Origin of the sequence: Rathayibacter sp. AY1A5 (genome assembly GCF_002930875.1) — a bacterium.
Classification (GTDB): Bacteria; Actinomycetota; Actinomycetes; order Actinomycetales; family Microbacteriaceae; genus Rathayibacter.
On sequence record NZ_PSTM01000001.1, the window covers coordinates 158,167 to 171,058 of the forward strand.

Sequence of the window (12,892 nt, forward strand, 5' to 3'; positions counted from 1 at the left end):
AGTCCGGTCAGTCCCGCGGGTGCAGGAGCCGGCGCCAGCTCAGTCCCTGAGCCGCGCGCATCGCGCAGAGCACCACGAGCAGCCAGCCGGCGTCGAGCAGGATCGAGCTCTCGGCCAGCGCGGTGACCATCAGCACGGTCAGCACCAGCACCGGCCAGACGTGCACGACCGCCTTGCGCTCGGAGGCGATCAGCCAGGAGCGCCAGAGCGCGAGGCCGATCAGCACGACGAAGACGACCACCCCGACCGCGCCGACCTGCAGGGCCACGTCGAAGAGCGCGTTGAGGCTCGACGAGTGCGGGCGGCCCGAGAGGTAGTCGATGGCGGTGAAGGGGTAGAGGTCGGGCCGCCAGTAGCCCACCCAGCCCCAGCCGACGATCGGAGCGAGGTCCGTGAAGCGCCAGACCTGCTGCCAGAGCCGCAGCCGGAACTCGAACTCGCTGCCCGCGTTCAGCAGCTCGATCACCCGGTAGCGCAGGAGCCACACGGTGAGGGAGGCCGCGGCGGCGACGCCGAGCACCGTGAGCTGCCGCCGACGGCGGTGGGTGCCGTCGCCGTGGCGCACCCAGCGCAGAGCGAGGGCGACGACGACGGCCACGGCGAGCACGCCCGCGCTCACGGCGGAGCGCGTGAAGAGGAGGGTGACCGCGGCGAGGGCGATCGAGGCGACGGCCGGCCCGCGGGCGACGGAGCGGGTCATCAGCTCCACCGAGAACGTCACGATCGCCAGCAGGCAGACCAGCCCGAGCTGGTTGCGCGTGCCGACGAGTCCCTGGATCGGCCCGCCGACCGCGAGCAGGCCCTCCACGCCGAGGAAGCGCAGCGGCTGGTCGATCAGCACCCCCGAGAGCACCTCCACGGCCAGCGAGGCGATCAGCACGACCCGCAGCACGTCGCCGACCGAGCGGATGATCTGGATGATGTCGCGCGTGAGGCCGATCGCGATCGCCAGGAACGCCAGGGCGAACTGGTAGACGACGCTCGAGACCGTGGCCCAGGTGTAGTCGCTCCACAGCACGCTGAGCGCGATCCAGCCGAGGAACACCAGGATGCTCGTGGGCAGCAGGCCCTCCCAGTCGAGCCGCCCGCGCCGCAGGACGAGCATGACCGCGGCGAGGGCGGTGAGCGTGGCGACGGCGGCGATGTAGCCGGGCCAGCCGAGGAGTCCGCGGACCGCCGGAGCGCAGAGGACGGTGACGAGAGTGGTCTGCGCGAGGGCCGCCGCGAACTGCGGGGACGCCGTCGCGTCGGCGACGGAAGCGGGGAGCGAGGGGCGGCGGGGCCTCATCGCCTCGGGGAGGCGTCGGCGAGGGGGAGCGGGGTCGCGGCGAGGACCTCGGGCGTCTCGGTCGCCGGCCGCTTGGTCTGCACCGCGAAGAGGACGAGGAGCAGCCAGCCTCCCTCGATCAGGATCCGGCTCTCGAAGAGCGACTGCGCCAGGAGGGCGACCACGATCAGCAGCGGAGCGAGGCTGACGGCCGTGTAGGGGAGGGTCGAGGTCGCGTCGCGCCGCGGGCGGTCGACCGCGCGGAACCAGGAGCGCCACAGCGTCGAGACGGCGAGCGCCGCGAAGAGGACGAGGCCGACCGCTCCGAGCTGGAGGGCGACGTCGAGCCAGGCTTCGTGGGCCTGCAGGTAGAGCACGCCCTTGCGCTCGGCGAGGGTGTCGAACGGGGCGGCCCAGGGAGCCCAGTAGCTGACCCAGCCCCAGCCGAGGACCGGGCGCTGCAGCGTGAGCGCGATCACCGAGTCCCAGATGTCGAGGCGGCCCGTGGCGTCCTCGCTCTTGCCGAGCAGGCCGAGGAGGGCGCCCCAGCCCGCGGCGCCTCCGGCGACGGCGGCCACCGCCAGCCCCGCGGCGGTCAGGTAGACGGGACGGCGGCGGGACTCGCCCCTCCGGCGAGCCCAGAGCGCGAACGCGGCCGCGAGGACGACGGCGACGAGGCAGAGCAGGACGGTGGCCGAGCGGGTGAGCAGGAGGGTCGCGACGAACAGGGCGACCCAGACCGCTCCCCAGCGGCGCCGGACCGAGTGGGCCGCCAGCTCGATCGCGATCACGATCAGGCCGAGCAGGGCGAGGAAGCCGAGGAGGTTGCGGTTGCCGACGATCCCCTGGACGGGCTCGCCGGTGAAGAGGGCTGCCTGCGACCAGTAGAAGGCATCGGGCGTCGGTCCGTCGGCGGGAGGCTCGACGCCGAACGGCAGGACGGGCTGCCGCACGACGACCGCGATCACGAGCTCGAAGAGGAGCGAGAGGCCGACGGAGAGGCGCAGGGCCCGTCCGAGAGCCGTGAGCAGCTCCCGGCTGCTCAGCGTGACGGCGAGGACGACGCCGCCGAGCGTCGTCGCGAGCTGCGCCGTGACTCCGATCGCGCTCGCTCCCGGATAGGCGGACCACAGCAGCGAGAGCACCGCGAGCCCGAGGAAGAGGACCAGCGACTTCGGCGTGCGGGCCCAGCGCGGGCGGGGGCGGGCGCGGACGAGCACGGCGATCGAGGCGCCCAGGAGCAGCGCGACGACGACGCCCCAGCCCCACCATCCGGCGAGGTTCCGCAGCGACTGGCCGGCCAGCAGCACGGCCAGCACCGCCACCGCGAGCGCTCGGGGAGCGGCGGGGGCGGCGCGTCGGATCATGGCGACCAGTCTAGGGAGCGGGGGCGGCGCGGCGGCGTGCCGGGCGCGCCGCCGCTCGCTCCCCGGCCGGGGCGTCCCCTCGGGGAAGACGGCTTGGACGGGAGGCTCAGACGAACGCAGCGGTGCCGGTGATCGAGCGGCCGACGATCAGCGTGTTCATCTCGCGGGTGCCCTCGTAGGAGTAGAGGGCCTCCGCGTCGGCGAAGAAGCGGGCGACGCCGTAGTCGAGGACGATGCCGTTGCCGCCCATCACCTCGCGGCACCAGGCGACGGTCTCGCGCATCCGGGCCGTCGCGTAGACCTTCGCGAGGGCGGAGTGCTCGTCGCGCTGCTCGCCGGCGTCGAGCATCTCGGACACGCGGGTCGCCAGGGCGATGCTGGCCGTGATGTTGCCGATGCTCTTGACCAGGAGGTCCTGCACCAGCTGGTGCCCGACGAGCGGCTTGCCGAACTGCACGCGCTCCTTCGCGTAGCGCAGCGCCGCGTCGTAGGCGCCGATCGCGACGCCGATGGCCTGCCAGGCGACCTCGGCACGGGTGAGCCGGAGCACCTTCGCGGTGTCGCGGAACGAGTTCGCGCCCTGCAGTCGCAGCGACTCCGGGACGCGGACGCCCTCGAGCACGATGTCGGCGTTCTGCACCGTGCGCAGGCTCTGCTTGCGCGCGATGGCGGTGGCGCGGTAGCCCGGCGTCGAGGTGGGGACGAGGAAGCCCTTCACCTGGCCGTCCTCCGCGTCCTTCGCCCAGATCACGGTCACGTCGCTGAAGGTCGCGTTGCCGATCCAGCGCTTCTCGCCGTCGAGGATCCAGTCGTCGCCGTCCCGGCGGGCGGTGGTGCGCAGGCCCTGGGCGGAGTCGGAGCCGGAGTGCGGCTCGGTGAGCCCGAAGGCGCCGACGACCTCGCCCGAGGCGAGCTTCGGCAGCCACTCGGCGCGCTGCTCCTCGGAGCCGGCGACGCCGACCGTTCCCATCACCAGGCCGTTCTGCACGCCCACGTAGGTCGCGATGCCCGCGTCCACCCGGCCCAGCTCGAGCGCCACCCAGCCGCGGAACACGGCGGAGTTCTCGATCGCGCGGGTCTCGGGCCAGGAGAGGCCGATGACGCCGGTGGCGTGGATCGCGGGGATCAGCTGCCGCGGGAACTCCGCGCGCTCCCAGTACTCGTCGGCGATCGGCCGCACCTGCTCCTCGAGGAACGCGCGGACGCCGACCAGCAGCTCCTTCTCGGCGGGCGTGAGCGCCGCCTCGAACCCGTAGAAGTCGGCCCCCAGGGTCTCGAAGGTCGTGCTGTCCATGCTCTGTGCTCCCTCGCTCGTCGGATGCGGCACGGCGACCGCTCCGACGGCGACAGTGCTGCGACTCCCAGCGTACGAAGCGCGCCTGCGAGTGCCGCGTCCTCTGGCGGAGAGCACCAACAGGCGGGCCCTCCTCCCGGGCCCGCGTTGTGGATCCTGCTAGCGTCGCAGCGGAGCGGCCCCGGCGCGTCCGGCTGAGCGGCTCGGACCCACCCCTCGGACGGAAGGCCAGCGCTCCCGTGTTCATCCCGATCGGCAACACCCCCCGCGACTACGCCTGGGGCTCGCTCACCGGCATCTCGGAGGCCCTCGGCACCGCGCCCTCCGGCGCCCCCGAGGCCGAGCTCTGGCTCGGCGCGCACCCGGGCTCGCCCGCGCGCATCCTCGACCCCGCCTCGGTCGGCGCCGGCACGCTCGCCGAGTGGATCGGCGAGCACCCCGAGGCGGCGCTCGCCGGAGTGGAGGGGTCTGTCGATCCGGTCTCGGGCGCTCCCCGTCTGCCGTTCCTGCTCAAGATCCTCGCCGCGGGCGGGCCGCTGTCGCTCCAGGCCCACCCCTCGTCCGAGCGGGCCCGGCGCCGGTTCGTCGAGGAGGAGGAGGCCGGCATCCCGCGGGACGCCGCCGATCGCAACTACAAGGACCCGTTCCACAAGCCCGAGCTGATCTACGCGCTCAGCGAGAGCTTCGACGCGCTCTGCGGCTTCCGCGAGCCGGCGGACGCCCGGGCGCTGCTCGCCGAGCTGGCCGGGCGCGCCCCGGCGGAGGAGGCGGCCGCGATCGCGCGGTTCGCCCGGACGCTCGAGGGCGAGCCCTCGGAGGTCCTCCGCGGCGCCCTGTCGTGGCTGCTCGCCGACGGCGACCGCGCCGAGGTCGCCGCGCTGGTGTCCGCGGTCGTCGCGGCGTCCACGGGCGACGACCGCCTCGAGACGACCACGGTCCGGGACCTGGCCGAGAGCTACCCGGGCGACCCCGGCATCGTGCTCTCGCTCCTGCTCAACCGCGTCCGCCTCGCCCGCGGCGAGGTGCTCTACCTGCCCGCCGGCAACATCCACGCCTACCTCGCGGGCACGGGCGTGGAGCTGATGGCCGCCTCCGACAACGTGCTGCGCGGGGGCCTCACGCCCAAGCACATCGACGTGCCCGAGCTGGTGAGCGTGCTCGAGTTCTCGCCGCTGCCCGTGCCCTACCTCCCGGCCGAGGAGGCCGGGCCGGGCGTGCGCGTCTACCGTCCGGACGTCCCCGACTTCGTGCTCGCCGTCGTGCAGCCGGCGTCGGAGGAGCCGGCCCGCGTCGCCCTGCACGGGCCCGCCATCGCGATCGCGACCGAGGGCTCGTTCTCGCTCGAGGGCGCCGAGGGCTCGGTCCGCGTCGAGCGCGGCGGCAGCGTGTTCGTGACCCCGTCGGAGGGCGCTCTCGCCGTCACCGGACGGGGCACGCTCTTCGTCGCGACGGTCTGACCCCTCCAACGACCCGGCCGCTCAGGCGGCGAACGTGCGGCGGTAGGCCGCCGGCGTGGTCCGCAGGACGCGCGTGAAGTGGTGGCGCATCACCGCGGCCGTGCCGAAGCCGACCCGCGCGGCGACCGCCTCGAGGGTCAGCTCCGTCTCCTCCAGCAGCACCTGCGCCCGGAGGAGGCGCTGGCGGGTGAGCCAGGCGAGCGGAGTCGTGCCGAGGTCGGCCCGGAAGCGGCGCGCGAAGGTGCGGGGGGCCATCAGGGCGCGACGGGCCAGCGCCTCGATCGAGAGGTCCTCGTCGAGGTGCTCCAGCATCCACTCGGTGACCTCGGCCAGCGAGTCCGCGCGCGCCCCGGGAACGGGGGTCCGCAGGTACTGCGCCTGCCCGCCGTGGCGCTGCGGGGGCACGACCATCCGCCGGGCGACGACGCTCGCCGCCGTCGCGCCCAGCTCCTCGCGCACCACGTGCAGCGCCGCGTCGATGCCGGCCGCGGTGCCCGCGCTCGTCACGATGCGCCCCTCCTGCACGTAGAGGACCTCCGGGTCCACCGTGACGGAGGGGAAGCGCCGGGCGAGCTCCGCGGCGTGCATCCAGTGGGTGGTCGCGCGCCGGCCGTCGAGCAGGCCCGCCTGCGCCAGGGTGAAGGCCCCGCTGCAGACGCTGAGGATCCACGCGCCGCGCTCGTGAGCCTCGCGGAGGAGGTCGAGGACCCGCTCGTCGGCGGGCCCGCGGCCGTGGGCGGGGACGGCGATCAGGTCCGCGTCCCGGGCCGCGTCGAGACCATCGGCGATCAGCAGGTCGAATCCGAGGCTCGTCCGGACGCGGCCCGGATCGGGAGTGGCGATCCGGAAGTCGAGGGCGGGCCCTCCGTCAGCGCCGCGGTCGATCCCGAACACCTCGCAGACGACCCCGAACTCGAACGGCGCGAGGCCGGGCAGGGCGAGGAGGGCGACGGAGCGGAGCACGGCGGCAGGATATCGCGTCCCGTCGTCATCCGGCCTATCCACGCCGTCGATCCCCGCCGCTAGGGTGTCTTCCGGCGCGCGGAGTCGCGGGCCCGCACCGAGGAGGATCCACATGGCATGGCTGGTCACCGGGGGAGCCGGGTACATCGGGGCGCACGTGGTGCGCGCGTTCTCGGAGCAGGGCATCGACCCCGTCGTCCTCGACGACCTCTCCTCGGGGCACGCGTCGTTCGTGCCCGAGGGCGTCCCGTTCCACCAGGGCTCGATCCTCGACGAGGCCCTGCTCGACCGCGTGCTCGCCGAGCACGACATCGAGGGCGTCGTCCACGTCGCCGGGTTCAAGTACGCCGGAGTCTCGGTGCAGCGCCCTCTGCACACCTACGAGCAGAACGTCACCGGCACCATGCGCGTGCTGGCGGCGATGGAGCGCGCCGGGGTCTCCTCGATCGTCTTCTCCTCGAGCGCTGCCGTCTACGGCGCGGTCGACGTCGAGATCGTCACCGAGGACACCCCCAAGAGCCCGGAGTCGCCCTACGGCGAGTCGAAGCTGATCGGCGAGTGGCTGCTCGCGGACGCGGGGCGGGCGCACGGCGTCAGGCACGCCTCCCTGCGCTACTTCAACGTCGTCGGGTCCGGCTACCCGGACGTCTACGACACCAGCCCCCACAATCTCTTCCCCCTCGTCTTCGAGGCGCTGCTGGACGGCCGCACGCCCCGGATCAACGGCGACGACTACCCGACACCGGACGGCACCTGCGTCCGCGACTACATCCACGTCGCCGACCTGGCGCTCGCGCACGTCGCCGCGGCGCGCCGCCTGGCCGCCGGCGAGCCGATCGACCCGGTCTACAACCTGGGCAGCGGATCCGGGGCCTCCGTCGGGGAGATCATGCGCGCGATCGCCGACAGCACCGGCATCGCCTTCACGCCCGAGGTCGCCCCGCGGCGGCCGGGCGATCCGCCCCGCATCGTCGCCTCCGGCGAGACGGCGGCCCGCGACCTGGGCTGGGAGATGCGGCACACCGTCGCCGAGATGGTGGAGAGCGCCTGGCGCGCACGGAGCGCCGCGACGGCCTGATCGGATCTCACGTTCGCGACACGCCGGTGTGTCGTGAACCCTCCACGGCGGGTTGAGGGTTTATGGTCCGCGACTTGACCTGAGCGAATGACACCGCTGTAATTACCTAGGCAGCGGCTCCGGGAGGAGCGGCCGCCGATCATCGGTTCGCAGGCGGGGTAGGAGACGGCATGACGCTTCCGGAACAGCACTCCGGAGTCCCCGAGGACTGGTTCGTCGATCCGGTCCGTCTGGGCGTGCCCGGGGTCCGACCCGGTATCGACACCGCGACCGAGGCGCCGGGGGGCGCGCTCTCCTGGCAGGTCGACTCGCTGTGCGCGCAGACCGATCCCGAGGCCTTCTTCCCCGAGAAGGGCGGCTCGACCCGCGACGCCAAGAAGATCTGCACCTCGTGCGAGGTCCGGGCGCAGTGCCTCGAGTACGCGCTCGAGAACGACGAGCGCTTCGGCATCTGGGGCGGCCTCTCCGAGCGCGAGCGCCGGAAGCTGCGCCGCCGGGCCTAGTCCCCTCCTCGCCGCGACCCGACCGACGGGGCGGCGAGCCGCAGGCGGGCGGCGCGGCGGCATCGCTTAGGGTGGTCCGCGATGTATCCACGAGTCACCGCCGTCCTCGTCGCGCGCAACGGCGCGGCCTATCTGGAACGAACCCTCGCGGCTCTGCGGGCGCAGACCCGTCAGCCCGACGCGACGGTGTTCGTCGACGGAGGCTCGAAGGACACGACCGACGAGCTCCTCGCGTCCTGGGGTCCGACGCAGCTCGTGCAGGTCGCCGAGCACCTCCCCTTCGGCCAGGCCGTGGCCCGCGCTGTCCGCGTGATGCAGCCGCCGGCCGGAGAGGACGAGTGGCTGTGGCTGCTCGCGCAGGACTCCGCCCCCGAGCCCGGCGCCCTCGCGGCGCTGCTGGGAGCCGTCGAGGTCGCCCCCTCCGTCGCCGTCGCCGGTCCCAAGATCATGGACTGGACGCGCTCCGGCTACATCCGCAGCTACGGCGAGTCGATCACCAAGCACGGCACGACCGTCCACCTCGTCGAGGACGAGCTCGACCAGGGCCAGCACGACTCCACGCCCGACGTCCTGGCCGTCGCCGCCGGCGGCATGCTCGTGCGCCACTCCCTCTGGGAGGAGCTCGGCGGCTTCGACCCCGGCCTGCCGGTCGTCGACGACGCGCTCGACTTCTCGATCCGCACCCGGCTCGCCGGGCACAGGGTCAGCCGCGTGCCGGACGCCCGCGTCACCACCGCCCGCATCGGGCTCCAGCGCCCCGACGGCCGCCGCATCGACAGCGGGGAGCGGCGCCGCGCGCGCCAGCACCGCACCGCGCAGCTGCACCGCCGGCTCGCCTACGCGCCCGTCGCGCTCCTCCTCCTGCACTGGCTCTCGCTCGTCCCGCTGGCGATCGGCCGCGCGGTCGTGCGCCTGCTGCGCAAGCAGCCCGGGCTGGTCGGAGGGGAGCTGCTGGCGGCCCTCGTCGTCGCCTTCGGGGGGACGAAGGTGCTGCGGGCCCGCACCGTTCTCCGCTCGTCGAAGAACGTGGGCTGGAAGGCGATCGCGCCGCTCCGCATCCCGCTGGACGTGGTGCGGCAGCTGCGCTCGGTGCGCCACGACGCCGTGCGCGTGCAGGCCGGGCGGGACCGCCATCCGCTGCACTTCTTCCAGGGCGGGGGAGTGTGGGTCGTCCTCGTCGCCGCGCTCGCCGGCCTGGTGGTCTACACGCCGCTCCTCGCTGCTCCCGCGCTCAGCGGCGGCGGTCTGCTGACGCTCTCGCCGACCGTCGGCGAGCTCTGGCGCAACGCGGCCTACGGCTGGCGCGACCTCGGCTCGGGGTTCATCGGCGCGGCGGACCCGTTCGCCGCCGTCCTCGCCGTGCTCGGCTCGCTGACCTTCTGGTCGCCCAGCTACTCGATGGTGCTGCTCTACCTCGTCGCGCTCCCCGCTGCCGCCCTCGGCGCCTGGCTGATGATCGCGCGGCTCACCCCGCGCGCGACCGCCCGCGCCGCCGGAGCCCTCGTCTACATCCTCGCTCCCGCCTTCTTCGCCGCGCAGGCCGACGGGCGCCCCGCCCCGCTGCTGGTGCACGTGCTGCTTCCCTGGCTCTTCTTCGCCGGGTTCGGCGCGTACCGCTCCTGGTCCGCCTCCGCGAGCGCCTCGATCCTGGCTGCGGCCGTCGTCGCGTGCGCGCCGGTGCTGGCCGTGCCGCTCCTGGTGATCTGGCTCGTCGTCGTCGCCACCTCGGGGCGGCGGATCGGCCGCTTCCTCGGCCTGCCGATCCCCGCGGCCGTCCTCCTCTTCCCGCTGGTGGTCGCCCGCGCACCGCGGGGCGACTGGCTCGGCGTCCTCGCGGATCCGGGCGTCCCGCTGCCCTCCGCGCAGTCGGACCTCGTCGCGCTGCTCGCCGGCTTCCCGGCCGGTCTGCCCGACGGATGGCTCGCGTTCCTCGGCGGTCTGGGGATCGGCGCCTCCGCCGCCCCGCTGGTTACGGCCGTGCTCGTCGTGCCGCTGATCGTCGCGGCGCTGGCCGCCCTCCTCCTCCCGAACAACCTCTCGGCCCTCGGCGGAGTCGGCGTGGCGGCGGCGGGTCTCGTGACCGCCTCGCTCGCCCAGGGCGTGCAGGTCGCGACCACCGGCTCCGAGGCGGTCTCCGTCTGGAGCGGTACCGGTCTCAGCCTCTACTGGCTCGGCCTGGTGATCGGCGCGTCGCTCTCGCTCGCCGCCGTGCGCTCCGTGCGCGTGGTGCCGGCGCTCGTCGTCACGGCCGCGGCAGCAGCACTGGTCGGTCCGCTCGTGGTGGCCTTCCCGTCCGGCGCCGGCACGTCGGTGTCGACCACGTCGGACCGCTCGCTCCCCGCCTACGTGGCGGCCGAGGCCCGGAACGACCCGCGGGTGGGCACGATCGTGCTCGTCCCGCAGGCGGACGGCGGCGTCCTCGCCCGGCTGGAGCGCGGAGCGGGCGCGACCCTCGACCAGCAGTCGACCCTCGCGAACACCGGCGCCGAGAGCACGGACGCGATCGACGAGCTGGCGGGCAACCTCGTCTCGCGGACGGGCTACGACGTCCCCTCCGCGCTCGAGAACCTCGGCGTGCGCTTCGTCGTGCTGACCGAGCCGCCCGGCACCCAGGTCGGCGACGCGGCCGCCGCCGTGCGCGCGCGGGCGGCCGTCTCCCTCGACGGCAACGCGGCGTTCTCGGCCGTCGGCGACACCCGCTACGGGCTCCTCTGGACGGCCGTCGACACGGAGGGGACCCGCACCGAGGCCGCTCCGTCCGGCGTGGTCGGACCCTTCGGGATCGCCTACACGATCGCCCTCCTCCTCGTCTTCGTCGTCGCCCTCCTGCTGGCGGTGCCCACCGGGCTCTCCCTCGAGCGGGGCCGCTCCAGCGGCGCGGTCGCCGGGATCGACGACGAGCCGGGCGAGGCCACCGGCCAGTTCGACGACGGGAACGACGATGTCTGACCCCGCCGACCAGGAGAAGCAGATGCCCGAGTCCTCCGCCCGCCGCTCCCGCGCGGAGCGCCGCGCCGATCGCGCCGCGGCCTCGACGCCCGATCGCGCACCCTCGGCCGCCCGTCGGCGCCGGACGGCCCTGCGCGGTGCGGTGGGCGCGGCCGGAGTCGTGATCGCCGCGGCCGCCGTGGTCGTGCCCCAGCTCCTCCCGTCCCCCCTGGTCTCGAGCGCCGCGGAGGGCGTCGTCGTGACGCCCGTCGCGGCCGACAGTTCGCTGGTCTGCGGCGGCGATCTGATCGACGCCGGAGAGCCGGAGCAGCTGCGCGCCCTCGACGGCGCGGCGACCGCGGTCCGGCCCGAGGGCTCCACCTCGGACCCCACGGTCCTCGACGAGGACGATGTCGCCGCACCGGGCACCGGCATCACCGGTCTGAGCGTGCCCGCGGGCTCCGACCCCGCTCCCGGTGGAGCCACCGTCCAGGCCATCGGCACGGACACCCTCTCCGGACTGTCCGCCCGCGCCTGCGCCGAGCCCTCGGCCGACAGCTGGCTCGTGGCCGGCTCGACCGACGTCGGGCGCACCTCCGTGCTGATCCTGGCGAACCCGAGCGAGGTCGCCTCCACCGTCGACCTCACGCTCTTCTCCGAGACCGGCACCGTCCAGGCCACCGGCGCCACGGGCATCGTCGTTCCGGCCGGAGCGGTCCGCGCGCTCCCGCTCGCGGGGCTCGCCCCCGGGGTCGTCCAGCCCGTCGTGCACGTGACCGCACGGGGCGGCGAGGTCGCCGCGAGCATGCAGAGCAGCGCCATCTCCGGGCTCACCCCGGAGGGCGTCGAGACCACCGGCCCCTCCGCCGGCCCGGACACGCTCGCCGTGATCGCCGGCTTCACCGTCACGTCGCCTCCGGCCGAGACCGCGAGCGACGACGGCAGCGGCGGCGCGGGCAGCCCCGTGCTGCGCATCCTCACCCCCGGCGACGCCGACAGCACGGTCTCGGTCGAGGTCACCAACGAGGACCCGAGCGGGTCGGGCGCCTCCACCCAGGTCGTCGTCCCCGCCGGCCTCGTCGGCGAGGTCCCGCTCACGGGCCTGGCGGACGGCTCCTACCGCATCGTCCTGCGGGCCGATCAGCCGATCGTCGCGGCGGGGCGGACGACCTCGACCGGCTCGGCCGGCACGGACTTCGCCTGGTTCGCCTCCGGCACCGCGACCACGACGCCCTTCGGCGTCGCCGGCACGGGCGAGGGCGACGCGCGGCTGCACCTGGTCAACGGCAGCGACTCGACCGCCTCGGTCGAGATCGAGGCCCCGGGCGGCACCCGCACGCTCGAGCTCGGCCCGTTCGCGGCTCTCGCGACCCCGCTGGACGGCGACGGCGCTGTCGTCAGCAGCACCCAGCCCGTGCAGGCCTCGGTCTCGATCGCGCGCGACGGGCGGATCGCCTCGTACACGATCGTCCCGCCGGGACCGCTCTCCTCGCCGATCACGGTCTACTCGCACTGAGACGCGGGGCGGCGGCGCCTCGGCGGTGCCGGCGCCTCAGAGCTGCCGGCGCCTCAGGGGTGCCGGTAGCGGTCCGGGGAGATGTCCCACGGGTCGCGGCCGAGCAGCTCCGCGACGGCGCGGAACACGTAGCTCTCGATCAGCATGCGCTGGTGCCACTCGTCGCGGCGGTGCAGCTTCGCCAGGCGCTCGATCGGCACACGGTAGAGCGTGATGCGGCGCGCGGCGTGGTCGACGCGCCACCGCGCGATGCCCGTGCCCTGCAGCCGGTCGGGGTCGACGTCGGGAGTCGCCGCGACGTCGACGCGGATGCCGGCGAGCTCCTCCGGCCAGGTGCCGCGGAGGTAGTCGAAGGCCGAGCCGATCGTCGCCTCGAAGAAGTCGGAGCGGGTCTGCAGCAGGGGGAGGTGCGGACCGGTGATCGGCCCTCGTGCGCCGCGGCCGTGCCGGTCGCGGGAGCCTCCGCGCGACCCGCTCGTCGGGCGAGCGGCGGAACGACGAGCACGGGGCATGGCTCCA

The 12,892-nt window shown here is 74.5% G+C and carries 10 protein-coding genes; 5 read left to right on the forward strand and 5 right to left on the reverse strand.

What is annotated here, in order from left to right:
• Window positions 1-7: 7 nt before the first annotated feature.
• The 3 genes from C5B98_RS00795 to C5B98_RS00805 form a co-directional block, all read right to left on the reverse strand.
• Window positions 8-1,288 (reverse strand): O-antigen ligase family protein, encoded by a 1,281-nt coding sequence (locus C5B98_RS00795; RefSeq protein ID WP_104327126.1) that lies wholly within the window; start codon window positions 1,286-1,288, stop codon window positions 8-10.
• Window positions 1,285-2,634, reverse strand: a complete 1,350-nt coding sequence (locus tag C5B98_RS00800) for an O-antigen ligase (RefSeq protein WP_104327127.1) — start codon at window positions 2,632-2,634, stop codon at window positions 1,285-1,287. The genes C5B98_RS00795 and C5B98_RS00800 overlap by 4 nt, the downstream gene beginning before the upstream one ends.
• Window positions 2,635-2,740: 106 nt before the next feature.
• Window positions 2,741-3,928, reverse strand: coding sequence for an acyl-CoA dehydrogenase family protein (locus C5B98_RS00805; protein ID WP_104327128.1), 1,188 nt, complete (start codon window positions 3,926-3,928; stop codon window positions 2,741-2,743).
• 239 nt (window positions 3,929-4,167) lie between these two features.
• Between C5B98_RS00805 and manA the strand changes: the two genes are divergently transcribed.
• Window positions 4,168-5,385, forward strand: a complete 1,218-nt coding sequence (gene manA / locus C5B98_RS00810; RefSeq protein WP_104327129.1) for a mannose-6-phosphate isomerase, class I — start codon at window positions 4,168-4,170, stop codon at window positions 5,383-5,385.
• Window positions 5,386-5,406: 21 nt separating this feature from the next.
• Here the strand turns inward: manA and C5B98_RS00815 are convergent, their stop codons facing one another.
• Window positions 5,407-6,348, reverse strand: a complete 942-nt coding sequence (locus C5B98_RS00815) for a GlxA family transcriptional regulator (RefSeq protein ID WP_104327130.1) — start codon at window positions 6,346-6,348, stop codon at window positions 5,407-5,409.
• Window positions 6,349-6,460: 112 nt separating this feature from the next.
• On the opposite strand from C5B98_RS00815, the gene galE reads away from it, so the two are divergent.
• From galE to C5B98_RS00835, 4 genes are all read left to right on the forward strand, one after another.
• Complete coding sequence (gene galE / locus C5B98_RS00820) at window positions 6,461-7,426, forward strand: UDP-glucose 4-epimerase GalE (protein ID WP_104255247.1); 966 nt, start codon at window positions 6,461-6,463, stop codon at window positions 7,424-7,426.
• 170 nt (window positions 7,427-7,596) lie between these two features.
• On the forward strand, window positions 7,597-7,929 hold the full coding sequence (locus tag C5B98_RS00825) for a WhiB family transcriptional regulator (RefSeq protein WP_104224145.1): 333 nt from the start codon (window positions 7,597-7,599) through the stop codon (window positions 7,927-7,929).
• 81 nt (window positions 7,930-8,010) lie between these two features.
• A complete protein-coding gene (locus tag C5B98_RS00830; protein WP_104327131.1) occupies window positions 8,011-10,878 on the forward strand; it encodes a glycosyltransferase family 2 protein in 2,868 nt (955 codons plus the stop codon).
• The gene (locus C5B98_RS00835) at window positions 10,871-12,373 is read left to right on the forward strand and encodes a DUF5719 family protein (RefSeq protein WP_146076848.1); all 1,503 of its coding nucleotides are present in this window, start codon (window positions 10,871-10,873) and stop codon (window positions 12,371-12,373) included. The genes C5B98_RS00830 and C5B98_RS00835 overlap by 8 nt, the downstream gene beginning before the upstream one ends.
• A gap of 53 nt (window positions 12,374-12,426) precedes the next feature.
• Here the strand turns inward: C5B98_RS00835 and C5B98_RS00840 are convergent, their stop codons facing one another.
• Window positions 12,427-12,885, reverse strand: coding sequence for a metallopeptidase family protein (locus C5B98_RS00840; protein WP_104224142.1), 459 nt, complete (start codon window positions 12,883-12,885; stop codon window positions 12,427-12,429).
• Window positions 12,886-12,892 lie beyond the last annotated feature (7 nt).

Bases quoted from the DNA above. Each gene is read 5' to 3' on its own strand.
- C5B98_RS00795 (WP_104327126.1), bottom strand. From the start codon at position 1,288: ATGAGGCCCCGCCGCCCCTCGCTCCCCGCTTCCGTCGCCGACGCGACG.
- C5B98_RS00800 (WP_104327127.1), bottom strand. From the start codon at position 2,634: ATGATCCGACGCGCCGCCCCCGCCGCTCCCCGAGCGCTCGCGGTGGCG.
- C5B98_RS00805 (WP_104327128.1), bottom strand. From the start codon at position 3,928: ATGGACAGCACGACCTTCGAGACCCTGGGGGCCGACTTCTACGGGTTC.
- galE (WP_104255247.1), top strand. From the start codon at position 6,461: ATGGCATGGCTGGTCACCGGGGGAGCCGGGTACATCGGGGCGCACGTG.
- C5B98_RS00825 (WP_104224145.1), top strand. From the start codon at position 7,597: ATGACGCTTCCGGAACAGCACTCCGGAGTCCCCGAGGACTGGTTCGTC.
- C5B98_RS00830 (WP_104327131.1), top strand. From the start codon at position 8,011: ATGTATCCACGAGTCACCGCCGTCCTCGTCGCGCGCAACGGCGCGGCC.
- C5B98_RS00835 (WP_146076848.1), top strand. From the start codon at position 10,871: ATGTCTGACCCCGCCGACCAGGAGAAGCAGATGCCCGAGTCCTCCGCC.
- C5B98_RS00840 (WP_104224142.1), bottom strand. From the start codon at position 12,885: ATGCCCCGTGCTCGTCGTTCCGCCGCTCGCCCGACGAGCGGGTCGCGC.